This window comes from Bacillus sp. FSL R9-9492 (assembly GCF_038007365.1).
Taxonomy (GTDB): Bacteria; Bacillota; Bacilli; order Bacillales; family Bacillaceae_G; genus Bacillus_A; species Bacillus_A mycoides.
The window spans coordinates 4,706,676-4,725,477 of record NZ_JBBOXC010000001.1 but is presented as its reverse complement, the minus strand read 5'-3'; the positions used below and the strand labels follow the sequence as shown (position 1 = coordinate 4,725,477).

General features: G+C 36.5%; 20 protein-coding genes, 2 pseudogenes and 1 other annotated feature. Of the genes and pseudogenes, 12 read left to right on the top strand and 10 right to left on the bottom strand.

Translation table 11 applies throughout. The annotated features are described in order from the left end of the window. Window positions 1-95: 95 nt before the first annotated feature. Both MKY70_RS24250 and MKY70_RS24245 read left to right on the top strand, forming a co-directional pair. Window positions 96-1,625, top strand: coding sequence for a cardiolipin synthase (locus MKY70_RS24250; protein ID WP_341025888.1), 1,530 nt, complete (start codon window positions 96-98; stop codon window positions 1,623-1,625). 237 nt (window positions 1,626-1,862) lie between these two features. Continuing rightward, window positions 1,863-1,988, top strand: a pseudogene (locus MKY70_RS24245) (multidrug resistance efflux transporter family protein); the annotation flags it as partial. A 289-nt stretch (window positions 1,989-2,277) separates the two neighbouring features. Here MKY70_RS24245 and MKY70_RS24240 read toward each other — a convergent pair. The 4 genes from MKY70_RS24240 to acuA form a co-directional block, all read right to left on the bottom strand. After that, window positions 2,278-3,156: an alpha/beta fold hydrolase gene (locus tag MKY70_RS24240; RefSeq protein WP_341025887.1), complete on the bottom strand. Its 879-nt coding sequence runs from the start codon at window positions 3,154-3,156 to the stop codon at window positions 2,278-2,280. Between the two features lie 342 nt (window positions 3,157-3,498). After that, window positions 3,499-4,665, bottom strand: a complete 1,167-nt coding sequence (gene acuC / locus MKY70_RS24235; RefSeq protein ID WP_078175968.1) for an acetoin utilization protein AcuC — start codon at window positions 4,663-4,665, stop codon at window positions 3,499-3,501. Next, on the bottom strand, window positions 4,662-5,306 hold the full coding sequence (locus tag MKY70_RS24230) for an acetoin utilization AcuB family protein (RefSeq protein ID WP_002123078.1): 645 nt from the start codon (window positions 5,304-5,306) through the stop codon (window positions 4,662-4,664). The genes acuC and MKY70_RS24230 overlap by 4 nt, the downstream gene beginning before the upstream one ends. A gap of 17 nt (window positions 5,307-5,323) precedes the next feature. Next, window positions 5,324-5,956, bottom strand: a complete 633-nt coding sequence (gene acuA / locus MKY70_RS24225) for an acetoin utilization protein acetyltransferase AcuA (protein WP_088032288.1) — start codon at window positions 5,954-5,956, stop codon at window positions 5,324-5,326. 176 nt (window positions 5,957-6,132) lie between these two features. On the opposite strand from acuA, the gene acsA reads away from it, so the two are divergent. From acsA to tyrS, 7 genes are all read left to right on the top strand, one after another. Beyond that, complete coding sequence (gene acsA / locus MKY70_RS24220) at window positions 6,133-7,851, top strand: acetate--CoA ligase (RefSeq protein WP_002034343.1); 1,719 nt, start codon at window positions 6,133-6,135, stop codon at window positions 7,849-7,851. A gap of 144 nt (window positions 7,852-7,995) precedes the next feature. Further along, window positions 7,996-8,460 carry a GNAT family N-acetyltransferase gene (locus MKY70_RS24215; protein ID WP_002129425.1) on the top strand — a complete coding sequence of 155 codons (465 nt, stop codon included), beginning with the start codon at window positions 7,996-7,998 and terminating at the stop codon, window positions 8,458-8,460. Window positions 8,461-8,645: 185 nt separating this feature from the next. Next, entirely contained in the window at window positions 8,646-9,203 is a 558-nt protein-coding gene (locus MKY70_RS24210; protein WP_088032290.1) for a maltose acetyltransferase domain-containing protein, read from the top strand. A gap of 66 nt (window positions 9,204-9,269) precedes the next feature. Then, window positions 9,270-9,725 carry a hypothetical protein gene (locus tag MKY70_RS24205; protein ID WP_088032292.1) on the top strand — a complete coding sequence of 152 codons (456 nt, stop codon included), beginning with the start codon at window positions 9,270-9,272 and terminating at the stop codon, window positions 9,723-9,725. Next, window positions 9,706-10,251 carry an RNA polymerase sigma factor gene (locus MKY70_RS24200; protein WP_088032294.1) on the top strand — a complete coding sequence of 182 codons (546 nt, stop codon included), beginning with the start codon at window positions 9,706-9,708 and terminating at the stop codon, window positions 10,249-10,251. The genes MKY70_RS24205 and MKY70_RS24200 overlap by 20 nt, the downstream gene beginning before the upstream one ends. Next, entirely contained in the window at window positions 10,232-10,477 is a 246-nt protein-coding gene (locus MKY70_RS24195; RefSeq protein WP_088032295.1) for a hypothetical protein, read from the top strand. The genes MKY70_RS24200 and MKY70_RS24195 overlap by 20 nt, the downstream gene beginning before the upstream one ends. 77 nt (window positions 10,478-10,554) lie before the next feature. Then, window positions 10,555-10,783, top strand: a binding site (T-box leader). Between the two features lie 70 nt (window positions 10,784-10,853). Further along, on the top strand, window positions 10,854-12,110 hold the full coding sequence (gene tyrS / locus MKY70_RS24190) for a tyrosine--tRNA ligase (RefSeq protein ID WP_002015575.1): 1,257 nt from the start codon (window positions 10,854-10,856) through the stop codon (window positions 12,108-12,110). Window positions 12,111-12,188: 78 nt separating this feature from the next. Here the strand turns inward: tyrS and MKY70_RS24185 are convergent, their stop codons facing one another. Beyond that, window positions 12,189-12,491, bottom strand: coding sequence for a YjdJ family protein (locus tag MKY70_RS24185; RefSeq protein WP_002190894.1), 303 nt, complete (start codon window positions 12,489-12,491; stop codon window positions 12,189-12,191). A 150-nt stretch (window positions 12,492-12,641) separates the two neighbouring features. Between MKY70_RS24185 and MKY70_RS24180 the strand changes: the two genes are divergently transcribed. Further along, on the top strand, window positions 12,642-12,770 hold the full coding sequence (locus MKY70_RS24180) for a hypothetical protein (protein WP_044737572.1): 129 nt from the start codon (window positions 12,642-12,644) through the stop codon (window positions 12,768-12,770). A 225-nt stretch (window positions 12,771-12,995) separates the two neighbouring features. Here the strand turns inward: MKY70_RS24180 and MKY70_RS24175 are convergent, their stop codons facing one another. The 4 genes and pseudogenes from MKY70_RS24175 to rpsD form a co-directional block, all read right to left on the bottom strand. Then, the gene (locus tag MKY70_RS24175) at window positions 12,996-13,352 is read right to left on the bottom strand and encodes a DUF6572 domain-containing protein (protein ID WP_088034013.1); all 357 of its coding nucleotides are present in this window, start codon (window positions 13,350-13,352) and stop codon (window positions 12,996-12,998) included. 10 nt (window positions 13,353-13,362) lie between these two features. Then, window positions 13,363-14,271: pseudogene (locus MKY70_RS24170) on the bottom strand (WXG100 family type VII secretion target). 237 nt (window positions 14,272-14,508) lie between these two features. Beyond that, window positions 14,509-14,937: a GNAT family N-acetyltransferase gene (locus MKY70_RS24165; RefSeq protein ID WP_088034015.1), complete on the bottom strand. Its 429-nt coding sequence runs from the start codon at window positions 14,935-14,937 to the stop codon at window positions 14,509-14,511. Between the two features lie 217 nt (window positions 14,938-15,154). Further along, the gene (gene rpsD / locus MKY70_RS24160) at window positions 15,155-15,757 is read right to left on the bottom strand and encodes a 30S ribosomal protein S4 (RefSeq protein WP_002015568.1); all 603 of its coding nucleotides are present in this window, start codon (window positions 15,755-15,757) and stop codon (window positions 15,155-15,157) included. Window positions 15,758-16,155: 398 nt separating this feature from the next. Between rpsD and megL the strand changes: the two genes are divergently transcribed. Next, window positions 16,156-17,334, top strand: coding sequence for a methionine gamma-lyase (gene megL, locus MKY70_RS24155; protein ID WP_088034018.1), 1,179 nt, complete (start codon window positions 16,156-16,158; stop codon window positions 17,332-17,334). 199 nt (window positions 17,335-17,533) lie between these two features. Here the strand turns inward: megL and MKY70_RS24150 are convergent, their stop codons facing one another. After that, window positions 17,534-18,013, bottom strand: a complete 480-nt coding sequence (locus MKY70_RS24150; protein ID WP_002138633.1) for a GAF domain-containing protein — start codon at window positions 18,011-18,013, stop codon at window positions 17,534-17,536. Between the two features lie 147 nt (window positions 18,014-18,160). Between MKY70_RS24150 and refZ the strand changes: the two genes are divergently transcribed. Beyond that, window positions 18,161-18,799, top strand: a complete 639-nt coding sequence (refZ, locus tag MKY70_RS24145; RefSeq protein WP_044442170.1) for a forespore capture DNA-binding protein RefZ — start codon at window positions 18,161-18,163, stop codon at window positions 18,797-18,799. Window positions 18,800-18,802 lie beyond the last annotated feature (3 nt).

Genomic DNA, 18,802 nt, shown 5'->3' with positions numbered 1-18,802 from the left:
GCAGCAACCATGTGATTCTCCTTAATAGAAATGCTAGGTTACAGCTCCCATATACGAACCCTACATTTAAGAAAGAATAGGTGAATTTTATAAAGATGAAAAACCCTAAAGTTCAATTATTATGTGTATTTACACTTGTATCTATCATTCTCTTTCTGTTAGATACATCTATTACCTCACTATACAACTTTGTCGACGTACTATGGTTTATCACAATAGTAGGAATTGCCTTCATTATTTTTATCGAAAACCGTTCACCAAAAAGTACTTTAGCATGGTTTTTAGTATTAGCACTTCTTCCTGTTGTTGGTGTACTTTTGTACGCTCTTTTTGGCCGAAGTCGTTGGAGAAGAAAGAAGCATCTACATCGTTCAGAAGAGCAAAGAAAATTATTCCGTGAGATTTTAGAAGGAAAACATCTAGATTTATCATTCACTTCCCCATTAAGTGAGCGCTCTACTTATTTAACACATGTTGTACAAAAATTCGGTGGCGGTCCTGTCGCCAATAATACAACAACAAAACTCTTAACAAATGGTGATCAAACATTTACAAGCATTATACAAGCTATTGAAAGTGCTACACATCATATACACATTCAATACTTTATTTATCGAGCAGATGAAATTGGTACAAAAATTCGCGATGCATTAATTGAGAAAGCAAAATCTGGTGTAATTGTACGCTTTCTCTATGATGGAATCGGAAGCAATTCATTACGAAATCGTTTCTTACAACCTATGAAAGATGTAGAAATTGAGGTTGTGGCATTTGATCCTATTCTTTCGTCATGGCCACTTGAAACAGTAAATTATCGTAACCATCGTAAAATTGTCATTGTAGATGGAGAGATTGGTTTTACAGGTGGGCTCAACGTTGGTGATGAGTATCTTAGTCGTTCTAAAAAATTCCCAATTTGGCGTGACAGCCACTTAAGAATAGAAGGAAAAGCATTGTACAAATTACAAGCAATATTCCTTGAAGATTGGCTTTATGCCACTAATGGTTTAAATACTTATTCTTGGAATCAATTTATGAATACAAAATACTTTCCAGGTAAACAAAATTCTCATGCAGAAGGTGCTGTTCAAATTGTAGCAAGTGGACCAAGTTCAGATGATACAAACATTCGTAATACTTTACTTGCTGTTATAGCTTCTGCTAAGAAATCAATTTGGATCACAACACCCTATTTCATTCCGGACCAAGAAACATTAACATTACTACGTTTAAGTGCAATAGCTGGAATAGATGTCCGTATTCTATACCCAGGTAAGAGAGATAGAATCATTAGTGATCTCGCATCTCAATCATACTTCACACCACTTCTAAAAGCCGGTGCTTCAATTTACAGCTATAAAGATGGTTTTGTGCACGCTAAAATTGTACTTGTAGATGATGAAATTGCAACAATTGGCACAGCAAATATGGATGTCCGTAGTTTTGAACTAAATTATGAAATCATTAGCGTACTTTATGAATCTAAGACAGTTCTTGATATTAAACGTGATTTTGAAGAGGACTTTAACCATTCAACTGAAATTCAATGGAAATCATTTCAAAAACGTAGTATTCGAAAACGAATATTGGAATCCCTAATGCGTCTAATTTCCCCTTTATTATAATTCTGAAAAAAGTAATCTAAACAAATTTGATTACTTTTTTCTTTTATAATCACATGTTTTCTGCAAAACAAAAGTGGTTATTACGCATATTTGGCGAAACAACAAAAGAATTTTTAATTGACAATACAATCGTTCATTTTTTATGAAACCTCAGAGTGAAAATGTGTTCAAGCAAGACTCTATCTTTTCTTTAATACGTACAATTTTTAAATCGTCACCAAAAGAGCGTAAGAACCATTTTTTATTACACTGGAAACGAAGTCAGAGGTTAAACGAGTTCGCGGTAAAATTCCTGTGCGAAGCTTACTCGTTTCCTTATTTATTTTAACAGGTGTCATTTGTATGCAAGTAACAGAAGCTGGAACAGAAAAGAGATGGCAAAGTCATCTCCAAAGAGACCTACTACCAGCGTAGCTACGTTTAGAGCAAAGTAGTTTTATGTAACAAAAACGACCGTTTATGTTACATAAAGTGCTTAAGAATAATAAATTCTATAACTCTTGAATTCGTTGTATCAAAAATGATTCGTAACATTACTAATCGAAACTCTTTTTGTTACTGCAAAACACATGCATATACGGCTGATTTTCTACACTTAATCGCTACTTTGCCCCTGATTACAAGAACGCTGGTACTGGGCCTAATAACGGAACTAAAGACAGGTATTTTCCTGACGCAGCGATTTGTAAAATTCTTGAATAGTAGAAGTAAAATGAGCAGCTTCCTCTAAAAAAGGATAATGATTACTATCCTCAAATGGCACAAAAATAGAATTACGTATGCCCTCATGCATCTCAATAGAATACTGAATCGGGCACTGTATATCGTGTCTGCCGCATGTAATAAGCGTCTTTGTTTGAATAGAGGAAAGGGAATCTCTTAGATTGAAGTATGGGTATTCTGTATTGAAAGCGTTCATCCGATTGGCAGACATTGATTTATGAATTGGTTTATAAAAATAAGATTCATAGTGTTCTGGTATATATAAAGATAATTTGGTTCGCTTAGTAGATAGTTCTTTTCGCTCTTCACTTGTAAGGTGTGGGCTTTTTAAGTTCTCAATAAGTTCTTGCATATAATGAAACTGTGGATGTGCAGGGTGATAAATACAAAATGGTGTTTCGGTATAGTTACTTGCTGCTGCTCCAACAACGACTAGTGATTGTAAGGATTCTGGATATGTAATCGCGTATAAAAGTCCAAGCACACCACCAGTTGAATGGCCGGCGAAATGCCATGTGGAAAATTGCAAAGCTTCTTTAATTGCTTCTAAGTCGTGAATCGTTTCAATCATACTTAATTCGTTTTCTACTTTGGCTTTTACAGAGTTCCCAGCGTCTCGTAAGTTAATAAGGAATACACGATGTGTAGAAGTAAAAACATCCGCAAAGTAATCACCAGTTTCATTAAATTGTGAATAGTGATGTGTCATGCAAAGCGGTTCGCCATTTCCTTTAGTAAAGAGTTCGAATGTCCCACGTTTTGTGCTGATTATTTGTTGTTTCCACATAATATCACTACCTTTTCTCATAAAAGTTGGGCCAACCCGTTATTAAATGAAAATATATCAGCGATACTCAAAATATATCAGCGATACTCAAAATATATCGGCGCAACTCGAAATATATCAGCGATACTCAAAATATATCGGCGCAACTCAAAATATATCAGCGATACTCGAAATATATCGGCGCAACTCGAAATATATCAGCGATACTCAAAATATATCGGCGCAACTCGAAATATATCAGCGATACTCAAAATATATCGGCGATACTCAAAATATATCAGCGATTTTTAAAAAATATCGACTTACCGACAGAAACCGACAATAAATAAAAGGAGGCTATTTAAAAACGAGCCTCCTTTTCGTTTAGTACAAAGATTTTGTCATATTATTCCGAATAATTTCAAGAGATTTCGCTACAGTTAATGCATTTTTTTCTTCGATTTCTGGTTTTCTAGGGATAGGTTGATACATGTTGTCTGGATCTTCCCATGTAAGGGGAAGGTCGGTTTCTGCTTGTCCTTTCCAAGCGTCAATCCATTCTGGAGGGAGATAACCTGAGATGTTTTGGATGTTGTTCATTTCGAGCCAAATGAGTGCCCAAGCTCTTGGTACGACGCGCCAGTGATCATAGCCACCACCGCCGACAGCAATCCAGCGACCGTCGCAATATTCATTAGCGATTTCACGAGCGAGCTTCGGTATTTCACGGTAAATGTTCATCGTTGCGCAAAGGTGTGTAAGTGGATCGTAATAATGTGCATCAGCACCATTTTGCGTTAAAATAATATCCGGTTTAAAGTATGCTGCCACTTCTTTTACAACTGTTCGATATGAATCTAAAAACGATTCGTCTTCTGTAAAAGCATCGAGTGGAACGTTAAAAGAATAATTATATCCATTTCCTTGTCCACGTTCATTTACTGCGCCAGTTCCAGGAAATAAATAACGCCCAGTTTCGTGTAATGAAATGGTGCATACGTTAGGATCGTCGTAAAAAGACCATTGTACCCCGTCACCGTGATGAGCATCTGTATCAATATATAAAACGCGTAAACCGTATTTCTTCTGAATATATTTCATTGCGATAGAGCTATCGTTATAAATACAAAAGCCAGATGCTTTACCACGAAAGCCATGATGTAAGCCGCCACCTAAATTGAGGGCGTGCTTTACTTTCCCAGAAATAACAGCATCGACAGCTGTTAATGTTCCGCCAACGAGTAATGCACTTGCTTCATGCATATTTGGAAACATTGGTGTATCTTCTGTTCCAAGTCCATATGTCATCGCAATTGATTTTTCTAACTTTCCTTCTCCAGCAAGTTTTACCGCATTTATGTACTCCTCTGTATGAATGAATGCAATTTCCTCATCTGTAGCCATTCTTGGCGAGATGACTTGAGAAGGGGAGATAAAACCACTCTTTTGTAATAAGTCATACGTAAGTGTGACGCGTAGTTGGTTAAAAGGATGATCAGGGCTAAAAGAATAGCCCCGAAAGTCATCCGAATAAATGAAGGCGCTGCTCATGCTTGCATCCCCATTATGTTTGGCCATAATACGCGGTAGCCCTCTGCTTCGAGTGCATCGATCACTTTTAGAGGATTCATCGTTTGAATGCGGAAAACGAGTACTTTATCATTCTCATCTTTTGCTGGATAGACGAGAACGCTCACAATATTTATTTGTAAATCACTAAAAATAGCAACGACTTTTCCAAGAATACCAGGTTCATTTTTCACTTGAATTTCAATTTGTGAACTCGGTTGATGAGCTCCTGTTAATTTTACTAACGTGTGCAGCACTGTAGATTCAGAAATGATACCTACGAGTTTTCCAGCTTTCGTAACAGGAAGACAGCCTATTTTATTTTCAAAAAATAAAGTCGCAATTTCCTCAACGAAATCGAGAGGGTGACAAGTCATAACAGGGTGTTTCATTATGAGTTCAAGCGGTTGCTTCAGCATATCGAGTGAAACTTGTTCATCTAAAATAGACGGACTTGCATCTCTTACATCCCGATCAGAAATAATGCCTACGACATGATTATTTTGATCGACAATTGGAATGTGCCGAATGCCTTTCGTACGTATTGTTCGGATTGCTGTTTCGATTGTATCGTTTGGATGTAGTGTTACTACATTTTGATTCATAATTTCTTCTACAATCATTCCAGTTGCCCCCTTTATTAATACATAAAACGATTGTGAAAACGTAGACGATCGAATGCTTGAATGGAATCCGTATCAACACGTTTACCGATGCGGACCATTAAACAGTTGGCAGGATGTGAACAAATTTCAGGATCATCTGTAGCCATCCATTGTAAACCACCAGCATTCATCATTTTTTCCATTACTTTTCGGTATTCCCAAACATTTAAGCCTGTTTGTTTTAAATCCCAGTGCCAATAATATTCAGTCGTTAATATAATGTAATCTTCCATATGATCGTCCATCATTGAAACTTCTAATAAATTTTTTCCGACAGAGCAACCACGAAAGGCTGGGACAACTTCAATCGCCCCGAGTTCAATTAAGTTTTCAATCTTTCCTTCTGACCATCGCTCGAGCGGATCAGGATATAAGTATGTAACATATCCAACGATCGTTTGGTCATGTCTAGCAATAATGAGACGAGCTTCTGGTAATTTAGAAATTTCGACAATTGCTTTATATTGCTGTTCGGCAGGACGAAACGCAATTAAGTCTGGATGAAATTCATACATTTCAAGATTATGTGTAGAGACAGGACCTTCAATAATTAAAGTGCCTTTCGCTGTTTTTAAGTTTCTGGCATTATATATTCTTTTATGAATCAATTTATTGCTCACCACCTTGAGGGTTTGTGAATCTATTAATATCGTACTTTATAATATATGCGATGTGAATCGAATTTTGTCATTAAAAATTTGTCTAAAAATCAACAAAAATACTGAAAATTTTAAATAATGTCATTATAATAGATAATAGAATACATAGGAGGGGGATGTAAAGTATGAAAGTGGAAACGCTTCCTGTCATTAAAGGAGAAAATAATTTGCCGAATTATGAAGAGGCATACGCGAATTTTAACTGGGAAGAGGTTAATAAAAATTTTACTTGGAATGAAACAGGACGAGTAAATATGGCGTATGAGGCAATTGATAAGCATGCGAAATCAGATCGAAAGAATAAAGTAGCACTTTATTATCAAGATGGGTCGCGAAAAGAGAAATATACGTTTAAGGAAATGAAGGATTTTTCTAATAAAGCAGGAAATGTCCTGAAAAACTATGGCGATGTTGAGAAAGGCGATCGCGTTTTTATTTTTATGCCGCGTTCCCCAGAATTATATTTCGCACTTTTAGGTGCAGTGAAATTAGGGGCAATTGTTGGACCATTATTTGAAGCATTTATGGAAGGCGCAGTTCGCGATCGTTTAGAAGATAGCGAAGCGAAGGTGTTAATTACAACTCCTGAATTGTTAGAGCGCATACCATTAAATGATTTACCTGCTTTAAAAACAGTCTTCCTTGTTGGAGACAATGCAGAAGAAGGCGGTAAAACTGTAGCGTTCAATCCTTTATTTGAACAAGCTTCAAAAGAATTACATATCGAGTGGTTAGGCCGTGAAGACGGTTTAATTCTACATTACACATCTGGTTCTACTGGTAAGCCAAAAGGCGTCCTTCATGCGCAAAACGCAATGGTTCAGCACTATCAAACAGCGAAATGGGTATTAGATTTAAAAGAAGATGATGTATATTGGTGTACAGCTGACCCAGGCTGGGTAACTGGAACAGCTTATGGTATTTTTGCACCGTGGTTAGTGGGAGCATCAAATGTTATTTTAGGCGGGAGATTTAGTCCAGAGGCATGGTATGAAGCACTGCAAGATTACGGTGTAACAGTTTGGTATAGTGCACCGACAGCGTTCCGTATGTTAATGGGAGCTGGACAAGACGCAATTAAAAAATATGATTTATCACAAGTGCGTCACGTATTAAGTGTTGGTGAGCCATTAAATCCAGAAGTAATTCGCTGGGGTATGAGCGCATTTGGACTTCGTATTCATGATACGTGGTGGATGACAGAAACAGGCGGACAAGTTATTTGTAACTATCCTTGTATGGAAATCCGTCCAGGTTCAATGGGGAAACCAATTCCGGGTGTGAAAGCAGCGATTGTTGATAATGAAGGAAATGAAGTGCCTCCATACACAATGGGGAACTTAGCAATTGGTAAAGGTTGGCCATCTATGATGCGTGCGGTTTGGAATAACCCACAAAAATATGATTCTTACTTTATGCCGGGAGATTGGTACGTATCAGGTGACTCTGCTTATATGGACGAAGATGGATACTTCTGGTTCCAAGGACGTATTGACGATGTAATTATGACGTCAGGTGAGCGTGTTGGTCCGTTTGAAGTAGAAAGTAAATTAATCGAGCATGCTGCTGTAGCAGAAGCTGGTGTAATTGGTATTCCTGATCCAGTACGCGGGGAAATCATTAAAGCATTTATCGCGCTTCGTGCGGGATACGAACCATCTGATGAATTAAAAGAAGAGATTCGTCAATTTGTGAAAAAAGGCTTAGCAGCTCATGCAGCTCCAAGACAAATTGAATTTAGAGATAAATTACCGAAAACGAGAAGTGGTAAAATTATGCGCCGCGTATTAAAAGCGTGGGAATTAAACTTACCAACAGGTGACTTATCGACGATGGAAGATTAAAGAATATTTAAATGTAAGTATTATCGTGATTTGAAATTTTGAAAATAGAAGGTAAGCAAACATATTAGTTATGTTTGCTTACCTTTTTCAATGGGATTAAAGATTTAAAATAAAGAATAATTAACATAGCGGGAGGAGAAATACGTGATTACACTAAAGCCTATGGCCGAAGAGGAGTTTCAGCGTTATTGTGAGTATGCGATTGAAGATTATGCGAAAGAGAAGGTTGCTGCTGGAAATTGGAGTGAAGATGAAGCTGTTAACTTGTCCAAAATAGAATTTGACCGGCTGTTACCAAAAGGTGAAAAAACCGAGTACAATTACTTATACTCTATCTTTCATGATCAAAATCTAGTTGGAATGATTTGGATTGCGCAAAAAGCGCCTACAAGTAATGAGGCAGGTTTTATTTATGACTTTATTATTTTTGAGCAATATCAAGGGTTAGGGTATGGTAAAAAGGCAATGAAAGAACTTGAAGTGATTGCTAAAGAATTAGGAATGAAAAAAATTGGACTTCATGTTTTTGGTCATAACAAAGTTGCTCGTGGATTATATGAAAAGTTAGGCTATGAAATTACAAATATAAATATGATTAAATCTATTTAAGAAAGCTATTTATAAGTATTAAAAGGGGACTTCCTATAAAACAGTTGACTTTCGTTACGTAATTTGACGCCGAAAAGAACCGGATTTTTTATGGAAGAAAGAGTGTGTTTGAACCACACTCTTTCTTTTTGTATGCTATTATAAGAATGAATAACTTATATATATAAGTTAAAGGGGGCAGTAAAATGAAAACAGAAAAAGAAAAGATGATACAAGGGGAAATGTACATACCGGCTGATCCCGTTTTAGTAAAGGACAGAGAGCAAGCTCGTATATTAACGAGAAAATTAAATGAAACACCAGAAATAAAACTAGAAGAACGTAGTGCAATCGTAAAAGAATTATTCGGAACGACTGGAGATAACTTTCATCTTGAATCTTCTTTTAGATGTGATTACGGTTATAACATTCACGTTGGTGAAAACTTTTACGCAAACTTTGACTGTACGATTTTAGACGTATGCCCAGTTACAATCGGAGTGAACTGTATGTTAGCTCCAGGTGTTCACATTTATACAGCAACGCATCCGCTTGATCCAGTAGAGCGCATAAGTGGATCAGAGTACGGAAAACCAGTTACAATTGGCGATAACGTATGGATTGGCGGAAGAGCTATCATTAATCCGGGCGTAACAATTGGAGACAATGCAGTTATCGCATCTGGCGCTGTTGTAACGAAAGATGTGCCGGATCATGTAGTAGTTGGCGGAAATCCTGCAAAGATTATTAAAAAAATAAAATAATATTTGAACGAAGCGCCTTCCTCGTCTGTATACATTTATGAAAGAATAGATGAGGGAGGCTTTTTTATGTCTAATAAATTACTTCTTACTTTTGCTTTAATTGGAATTATAGTCGTATTTTCTTGTGGTCTTTTCTTACCGATACCAATTGGATATAGAGTATCAATGCTTACAGCTGGAGTTATAATGAGTGTTATGTTTTCAATCATTATTCCGTTTGATAGAAAACATATAGTACGGAAAAATGGATATAAAATTGATTTTACAAAAACAAAAGTGTATTTTCGCTGGAATGTATTTGACACTATTTCTGTCTGTCTTGCGTTGTATGCATGCATATGTGTGCAAGCGTTAAATATTTTAGTTGCAATGGGATTTACGATTCAAAACCCATATGTTCAATTTTTTACAAATCAATCACAATTGTGGGTTTTTATTGCAATTGCATATTTAATTTCCCGCATTTCGTTAACGTTAAAAGGAATAAAGGAGATCAAAAATCATGGCGCAGATTGGGATTGAGGAGGAGCTCATGCTTGCGTATCAAAGTGGAGATAAACAGGCGGGAGAAAAACTATATGTTTTGATCAAACCAACGCTATACACATTTTTGTATCGATTTAACCGAGATGAACAATTAAGTATCGATCTCGTGCAAGATACGTTTTTGACGTTAGAACGTAAGAAACATATGTATGAACCTGAAAAAGGCAAAATAAAAACGTATTTATTTCAAATTGGTTATCGTCTTATGATTAATAAATTAAATAGAAGAAAAAAGTGGCGTACGCTTTTGCCGTTTTTAGTGCCGATTCAGGAAAAAGAATTTTCTATCGAAGACCGGCTCACGGTAAGAGCGGCAATTTTGAAAGTTCCTGAAGAACAGCGGGCTGTCCTTATTCTTTCTTATTATCATGATATGCAGCAAAAAGAGATTGCGGAGATATTAAACATTCCGATTGGAACAGTGAAGTCGAGACTTTATAACGGGATAAAGAAATTGAAACAATTGCTGGAGGTGGATGAAATTGAGCGAAAATCCCTTTAAGAGTGAATATAAATTAAAGCATCATTTAGATAGTGATCATGTAGAAATACCAAATTTTCCAAAAACGGTAAGTCGCTTCGATCGATTAATCAGATTTCTTGGTTCTCCAGCGAAAGATCCTGTGGAGGCGACGATTGGCAATGATTTATCGGTTATATTTCATGTGTCGTTATTAGTTGGAGTTCCAATTCTTTCTCTTATTACGATACTCTTTGCGACGTTGTAAAGGATTGGCAAGGAGAGAAACTCGACCTCTATTTGACACGCCTATATAAATGATGGTATAAAGAAAAGTATATGAATAATTGAGCGTGGAAAGGGAGAAGTAGTGATCATTTCCCTGTTTTAGAGAGCTGATGGTCGGTGGAAATCAGCACATAGATGATCGCGAATTACGCCCCTAGAGCATCTTTTTTCGATTGAATTGTATTCAAAAGGGAAAAGACGGTGCTAAGCCGTTATGTAAATAAGGTGGTAGGCTTTTTTTGTCTGCAACTAGGGTGGTAACGCGATGATCAAAATCGTCCCTTATTTAAAGGGGCGATTTTTTTATGTTTTCAACCTTCACGCCAGTAATGAACTTAAAGGAGAGTATGTAGGATATGGGTATTTTACAAGATCTTGAATTTCGCGGTCTAATTAACCAGCAAACAGATGCTGAGGGCCTTGAGCAATTATTAGAAAAAGAAAGCGTTAAATTATACTGTGGTTTCGATCCGACAGCGGATAGCTTACACATCGGTCATATGTTACCAGTATTAATGTTACGTCGTTTCCAATTAGCTGGTCACCAACCAATCGCACTTGTTGGCGGTGGTACTGGTATGATCGGTGACCCAAGTGGTAAAAAAGCTGAACGTACATTAAATACGAAAGATACAGTTGCTTACTACACAGAAAGCATTAAAAACCAACTTTCAAACTTCTTAGAGTTCGAAAACGTGGACAACCCAGCAACAATGGCTAATAACTATGATTGGCTTGGTAACTTAGATGTAATTTCATTCTTACGCGATATCGGTAAAAACTTCGGTTTAAACTATATGTTAGCAAAAGATACAGTAGCATCTCGTTTAGATACTGGTATTTCATTTACTGAGTTTAGTTATATGATTTTACAATCATACGACTTCTTAAACTTATACCAAAACCATAATTGCCGTCTACAAATCGGTGGTAGTGACCAATGGGGTAACATTACAGCTGGTCTTGAATTAATCCGTAAATCAGAAGAAGATGCGAAAGCGTTCGGTTTAACAATTCCACTAGTTACAAAATCTGACGGTACGAAGTTTGGTAAAACAGAGGGCGGCGCAATTTGGTTAGACCCAGAGAAAACAACTCCTTACGAGTTCTACCAATTCTGGATTAACACAGATGACCGCGACGTTGTTAAATACTTAAAATACTTCACATTCTTATCTCATGAAGAAATTCTTGAGCTTGAAAAGCAAGTAACTGAAGCACCAGAAAAACGTGCAGCACAAAAATCATTAGGATCTGAAATGACAAAACTTGTTCACGGCGAAGAAGCGTTAGAGCAAGCAATTAAAATTTCAGCTGCATTATTCAGTGGCTCTGTAGCAGAACTTACTGCAAGCGAAATCGAGCAAGGATTCAAAGACGTACCATCTGTAGAACGCACTGCAGAAGATACAGTATTAATCGACTTACTTGTAGAAAGCAAAATTTCACCATCTAAACGTCAAGCACGTGAAGATGTAACGAACGGTGCAATCTACGTAAACGGTGAGCGTACACAAGCGTTAGACTACGTTGTAACAGAAAACGACCGCATCGAAGGTAAATTCACAATCATTCGCCGCGGTAAGAAGAAATATTTCTTAATTCGTTACTAATCAGAAACGAATTTAAAACAAATAGTACCCCGAATGGTAGGCTGAAAAGTCTATCGTTCGGGGTTTTTATGTATGCATTTAAATTGCCTCATGATTTCTTTTAAATAGAATATGAAGAATTAATACGAGCATGTAAAGTAAGCTAATTAGCATAACGACAAATGCCCCGGGATAAAATTTTGCCGCATATATAAAGAAATCGATTTGATAAATATCGTCATAATGTGAAACGTACCCTTTAAAATAATTCGTAAACTTAGCGCTATATTTCCATTCATCAGGATAATCTATTAAATTACTCCCTTGATACCAACTCATAAGTGCTGAAGTAATAAACAGCATAAATGCACTGCCTAACTGAACCATTTGGTTTATTGTCAAAATGAAACAACCTCCTATTTAATGGTTATTATAGCGTGCATTCGTATTCCTGTAACCTTTTTGTTGTAATCTCCTTTTCGAGTTCATACGGAAATCACATGTAAGCGGTATGATAAATGTATAACAAATAGAAAGGAGTGGTAAAACAAAATGTCACTAGAAGCGCTCATTATTTTTTCTTTGCTAAATGCGGGTCAGCTTGCAGAGAACACGAAGGTTGATGTACATAAAGAGCAGAAAGATGCTTATGTATATGTTCAAAAAGAGGAAAATAAATAATTTTAATATATATAAATAAAAGCTATTTGAAGTGACTGCTAAGTTGCTTCAAATAGCTTTTTTTGTTAAGACGAAAGAATGGGGGGTTTTGCAGGAGTGGGCTTTTTTTATTACCCCTTAGGTATTAAAAAGGGATTAACATACCTCAAAGCGAACTTATCTATGTTTAAAATAAAAAAAGAAGAACGTTAATCCTCATGACAAGGCGTTCTTCTTTCATTTCTATTATTCTTCTGTATTTTCAACTTCTTCAGACGGCCTGTAATTAAACTGTAAGCCATATCCAGCAGCATGTAACTGATCTCGTAAGAGAGCATAAAACTCTTTTCCATATGCGTTAAGTTCATGTAAAGCATACACTTGTATAACAAATTTATTTTTCCCTACTGTTTCTGGTGTCGTTTCATAAACTTCGCCGCTTTCGATAAAGGCTAAATAATTATTAATTTTATCTTGTAAGAGTAATGCATGTTCATGCTCTTCTTTCCAATTTAATGCATCAAAAATAGTTAAGTATACAATATCTTTATTGTTATTATCTAAGGAAATTAAATCAACCTGATCTATATCATGTAACGCCATATAAATCCTCCTATTCTTTTTTTCGTATCACGTTAACTTTAGTGGGTGGGATTTCTTCGAGATATTCAAAAGGTGGCTTATTTTTACTTCTAATAACAGCGCCACTTTCTTCAATTTCAGGAAATGCTTTTTTCTGATTTTTGGTAAGTGGTGCTGTTGGCGATGATTTTAACTCAATTAATTCTATTTTACCATGTATGTCTTTCCCACCTATGTCTACACGGGTTCGAACACCTGATTTTGTCATTATAGTGACTTGATTATTTAATTCGAATTGTGCTTTCTCATTTTTTATAACTGTTTCCATTTCTCTTTCAAATGCTTTTCCGACTTTTATATTTGTATCTAAAGTTTTTCTTTGTTTTTCTAGTTTTGTTGCTGCATCTATTGTATTTGCAACCTTTTTACCTGATTTTAATATTTTAACACCTTTACCAATCGGTGTGATACCAGCTACTAACATTAGTCCTGCTGCACCACGTTCCCATGCTGAAAGTGTTTCGCCAGTGTCAGGATCTACACCCTCTATCAAACGTCTTGCATCATATTCTCCGGTCAATTCTCCGGCTATATCACGAGCTAATTTCCCGCCATCAATTCCTTTTTCGCCAGAAGATTTCCCACAAAATGAACCTTCTTCTAGTGTAACTTCTTGACTATCAGCTTTACGGAATTTTTCAGCAGCCTTTTCGAGTTCTTCTGCAATTTTATCAAGTTCCATTAAGACGATGAATATTTTCGGTTTTGCTTCGTTAAAATTTTGTTAGAAGTGTTCACTAGTTGCCCCATTCCACATTGAAGCTATATATTCAGTTTGATTGTATAAATCTTGATGTAATTGATCTAAGTAGTTTCGTGAATTCCTCACAGTTTTTGCCACTCGTTCTAATTCTTCAGGTGTTACCTTTATTTGCGCCATGTCATCCCTTCTTTTTCTAATATTTCACAAGAAAATTATACCATATTGATATTTTTCTACTAAAGGGATTTTCGGATGATTAATTACACATAAACTCACTATCAAAGTAAAACTTATCCGTATCAAAAATGAAAGGTGAGTTGCTCTTAGGGAAAGAAAAAGAACGAACGGTGTTAGATAATTCATCAAGTAAAAAAGCGAACGTATAAGGAAAATATCCGTTCACCTTTGTACTCTTTATAAATGTAATTCGTAATTTCCGTCAGTACTATTAGGACTTCTAAATATTTCCTCGAATGGAGCAACTTTTTTGGAAAAGCCATTTTTTAATGCAAAGTGGTAACCTTTTTCGGTTATAACTTCCTGTAACACTAAGCGTTTGAAGCCCTTTTCTTTTGCGAATTTTTTGAGCCATTCAAGAACAATACTGCCCTTACCTTGATTACTTGGAGTAATACTTATAGCAGTGATCGCCAAGTGTGGGTCGGGATAAAATTCACTTCTAAGATTAATTGTGATCATAGATTCTTTAGAAGAAATAATTAAAGAGTGTTTAGAAGAATTTCCAATGAATTCTATTTCGTCTTGTACTAATTCTTCTAATAGTATTTTAAATTTTTGAAAGTCATGTATATGAAGAGGAATTTTGATGAAGTTTTCTTTCAAAATAAGCAACTCCTTTTATCATTTATTTTTTGTACTTACCCATTGCTATACACACGCCAGCCTTATATTTTTTGGCCCCAAACTTGCCCCACTTAGCCCCAGGTACATTCTTTTTAATGTCTTATTTTGCGTTGTTAATAATAAATAAAAAAGCCCAGGCCCCTTGATAAACAAGGTTCCTAAGGCTTTTAATACTACTCTTTGCAGAGTACCGAGATTAACGAGAGTAGAACTCTACGATTAATGCTTCGTTGATTTCAGCTGCTAACTCAGAACGCTCAGCGTGACGAGTGTAAGTAGCTTCTAACTTATCAGCATCGAAAGTTAAGTATTCTGGTACGAAGTTGTTAACTTCGATCGCTTCTTTAACAACAACAAGGCTGTTAGATTTTTCGCGAACGCTGATAGTTTGGTTAGGTTTAACGCGGTAAGATGGGATATCTACGCGAGCGCCATCAACCGTGATGTGACCGTGGTTTACTAATTGGCGAGCTGCACGACGAGTGCGAGCTAAGCCCATGCGGTAAACTAGGTTGTCAAGACGAGCTTCAAGAAGGATCATGAAGTTTTCGCCGTGCTTACCAGGCATTTTACCTGCTTGGTCAAATGTGCGACGGAATTGACGCTCAGTCATGCCGTACATGTGACGAAGTTTTTGTTTCTCTTGTAATTGTAAACCGTATTCTGAAAGTTTCTTACGTTGGTTAGGACCGTGAGGACCTGGTGCGTAAGGGCGTTTTTCTAATTCTTTTCCTGTGCCGCTTAGAGAGATTCCAAGACGACGAGACAGTTTCCATGCTGGACCTGTATAACGAGCCATAGTTGACTCCTCCTTTAAAAATGTTTTTATTTTCGTAAAATAAAAACAGACGTAATCGATATTTACGGGTATTTTGTTTTCATGTACCTTCGCTCCAGCAGCAGGGAGTTACGAGATACACCTCCGCAGAGGAACAAAATACAAACGATAAACTCACATTACAAGGCTGCCTTTTTATTTTACACAAACGCTATTATATCTTTTACTTACAGTTTCGTCAAGAGACTCCCTTTTTGTTTTATGCAGATAAATTTTGGAAATTAACAAGAAGGAATTTAAAACAATATAAAAGAAGAGGTAGAAACAGAAGTGAAACGCTTACATAAAATGTAGTAAAGACGTTCATCAGATTTTTCCTGGTGGATATGTGGAAATAAAGACATAAGGGGGATGTTTTTATGAAAAAGAAACATATAGAGACAGCATTAATTCATCACGGATATGAATCAAATGAAAATAAAGGGAGTTTAACACCACCTTTATTTCAAACTTCTACATTTACGTTTGAGACAGCACAGCAAGGAGAATCGAGTTTTGCGGGAGAAGATCCATCTTATATTTATTCAAGGCTTGGGAATCCAACTGTGAAATTATTTGAAGAACGTATGGCTGTTTTAGAAGGTGGAGAGGAAGCGCTGGCGTTCGGTTCAGGTATGGCAGCCATTTCAGCAACGTTAATCGGTTTTCTAAAGGCTGGAGATCATATTATTTGTTCAAATGGATTATATGGATGTACGTACGGTTTTTTAGAAGTATTAGAAGAGAAATTTATGATTACTCATTCGTTTTGTGATATGGAGACAGAGACTGATATTGAAAATAAAATTCGTCCAAATACAAAGCTCATTTTCGTTGAAACACCGATAAATCCAACGATGAAATTAATTGATTTAGAAAAGGTGATCGGGGTAGCGAAGCGCAATGATTTGCTTGTTATTGTTGATAATACGTTTTGTTCACCTTATTTACAAAGACCTCTTGAACTTGGTTGTGACGCCGTCGTTCACAGTGCGACAAAATATATTGGTGGTCACGGGGATGTTGTAGCGGGTGTAACAATTTGTAGAACGAAAACGTTAGCTGACAAAATCCGTCCGATGCGAAAAGATATCGGCGGTATTATGGCGCCGTTTGACGCGTGGTTATTGTTACGCGGATTAAAAACATTAGCAGTAAGAATGGATCGTCATTGTGATAACGCGGAAAAAATTGTATCGTTTTTGAAAAATCATGAAGCAGTAGAAGGTGTTTGGTATCCCGAGGGAGAATTAGCATCTCGGCAAATGAAACGAGGTGGGGGCGTTATTTCTTTTTCAATTAAAGGTGGAAAAGAGGAAACACAGTCGTTTATCAATGACCTCCATTTTATTACAATTGCCGTAAGTTTAGGTGATACAGAAACGTTAATTCAGCATCCAGCGACGATGACGCATGCAGCTATTCCGGCTGAACTAAGAAAAGAAATGGGTATTTTTGATAATTTAATACGCCTATCTGTCGGCTTAGAATCATGGGAAGATATCGTTTCTGATTTAGAACAGGCACTAAAGAAGATATCTACTGTTAGTAATCAATAAAATGAAACTTTAATCAGTGGGGGTTTTGTCCATCCCCAGCTGATTATTAGCCCTCACCAATCGGGCTTTTACGGGCAGTTATCTCCCACTTAACTTCCTTGTATTCGCCGAATTTACTGCCCGTTAATGTGGGATAAAAAAGAGTGAGCTATCGGTTTCGTACGTTACGTACGTAATCGATAGCTCACTCTTTTTTTTATTAAATATGTTTTAGGAGTGTTTCCACAAACTTTTCTAAATAGTGCTGATCTACTTCATCGAAACGATTTTTTTCAGGACTATCAATATCAAGCACACCAATGATATTTCCTTCTTTCATAATCGGTACAACGATTTCAGAATTAGAGGCACTATCGCAAGCGATATGTCCTGGGAATTGGTGAACATCTGCTACAAGTTGCGTTGTTTTTGTTTCAGCTGCAACGCCGCAAACACCACGTCCGAACGGAATACGCACGCAAGCTGGCATCCCTTGGAATGGTCCAAGAACAAGTTGATTTCCTTCTGTTACATAAAAGCCAACCCAATTAACGCGATCTAAAAATTGATTTAATAGTGCGGACGCATTTGATAAGTTTGCGACTACGTTCGGTTCGCCAGTTAATAATGCATCCAGTTGTTTAATTACTGTCTCATATTGCTCTTCACGAGATCCTGCATAACTTTCTTTTGTAAACATGGAAACAACTCCCTTTTTAGCGAGATATGTAAAACGATAGCAAAATACGATGTATTTCACATGACTTTGTCGATAGAAAATTAAAGGAATTTGTCTTAAAAGTCAAGAAATTTAAACTATAGCTGTTCATTGAGAGGAAGTGAGCGCATGAAGCAGACGAAACAAAAGGTAATTGATGCGGCAATATCGTTGTTTAATACGAAAGGTTATGACGGGACATCAGTGCGAGACATTGCAAAGCGAGCGGATGTGAATGTAGCGAATATTTCATATTATTTTGCTGGAAAGCAAGGGTTATTAGAACAGCTTATTACTGATTTTTTAGAAGGATATATTCACGTAATTGAAACGTCATTTGAACAGAGAGAATATTTATCGGCTAAAGATGTGATGGTGCAAATGGTGCGCGGGATTTTACGATATCAATTTGATAATAGAGAACTGACACGTTTTTTTTATAGAGAGCTTTCGCTTGATACGACATTAATTCGTGAAGTGATGACCGTTTATTTTTCTAGAGAAAGATATTATATAGAGCAAATCATTAAACAAGGACAAATGAAGCAAGAATTTAAAAAGATATCTTTTACAATGTTTATGACGCAATTAAAAGGCATGATAAATATGCCGTTTTTATATCCACAATATATATCAGAGGTGCTACACTCATTTCCGTCTGAGACGTTTTTCTTAGAAATGTATACGAAGGAAATTGAGCAATGGATGGAACGAACATTATATAAAGCGAGTATGTATTATGAACTACCAAGAGCTGTTCATATGTGAAAA

Bases quoted from the DNA above. Each gene is read 5' to 3' on its own strand.
- MKY70_RS24240 (WP_341025887.1), bottom strand. From the start codon at position 3,156: ATGAGAAAAGGTAGTGATATTATGTGGAAACAACAAATAATCAGCACA.
- MKY70_RS24230 (WP_002123078.1), bottom strand. From the start codon at position 5,306: ATGATTGTAGAAGAAATTATGAATCAAAATGTAGTAACACTACATCCA.
- tyrS (WP_002015575.1), top strand. From the start codon at position 10,854: ATGGGTATTTTACAAGATCTTGAATTTCGCGGTCTAATTAACCAGCAA.
- MKY70_RS24205 (WP_088032292.1), top strand. From the start codon at position 9,270: ATGTCTAATAAATTACTTCTTACTTTTGCTTTAATTGGAATTATAGTC.
- MKY70_RS24175 (WP_088034013.1), bottom strand. From the start codon at position 13,352: ATGGCGTTACATGATATAGATCAGGTTGATTTAATTTCCTTAGATAAT.
- MKY70_RS24200 (WP_088032294.1), top strand. From the start codon at position 9,706: ATGGCGCAGATTGGGATTGAGGAGGAGCTCATGCTTGCGTATCAAAGT.
- MKY70_RS24180 (WP_044737572.1), top strand. From the start codon at position 12,642: ATGTCACTAGAAGCGCTCATTATTTTTTCTTTGCTAAATGCGGGTCAG.
- MKY70_RS24150 (WP_002138633.1), bottom strand. From the start codon at position 18,013: ATGTTTACAAAAGAAAGTTATGCAGGATCTCGTGAAGAGCAATATGAG.
- acsA (WP_002034343.1), top strand. From the start codon at position 6,133: ATGAAAGTGGAAACGCTTCCTGTCATTAAAGGAGAAAATAATTTGCCG.
- refZ (WP_044442170.1), top strand. From the start codon at position 18,161: ATGAAGCAGACGAAACAAAAGGTAATTGATGCGGCAATATCGTTGTTT.
- MKY70_RS24210 (WP_088032290.1), top strand. From the start codon at position 8,646: ATGAAAACAGAAAAAGAAAAGATGATACAAGGGGAAATGTACATACCG.
- rpsD (WP_002015568.1), bottom strand. From the start codon at position 15,757: ATGGCTCGTTATACAGGTCCAGCATGGAAACTGTCTCGTCGTCTTGGA.
- MKY70_RS24250 (WP_341025888.1), top strand. From the start codon at position 96: ATGAAAAACCCTAAAGTTCAATTATTATGTGTATTTACACTTGTATCT.
- acuC (WP_078175968.1), bottom strand. From the start codon at position 4,665: ATGAGCAGCGCCTTCATTTATTCGGATGACTTTCGGGGCTATTCTTTT.
- megL (WP_088034018.1), top strand. From the start codon at position 16,156: ATGAAAAAGAAACATATAGAGACAGCATTAATTCATCACGGATATGAA.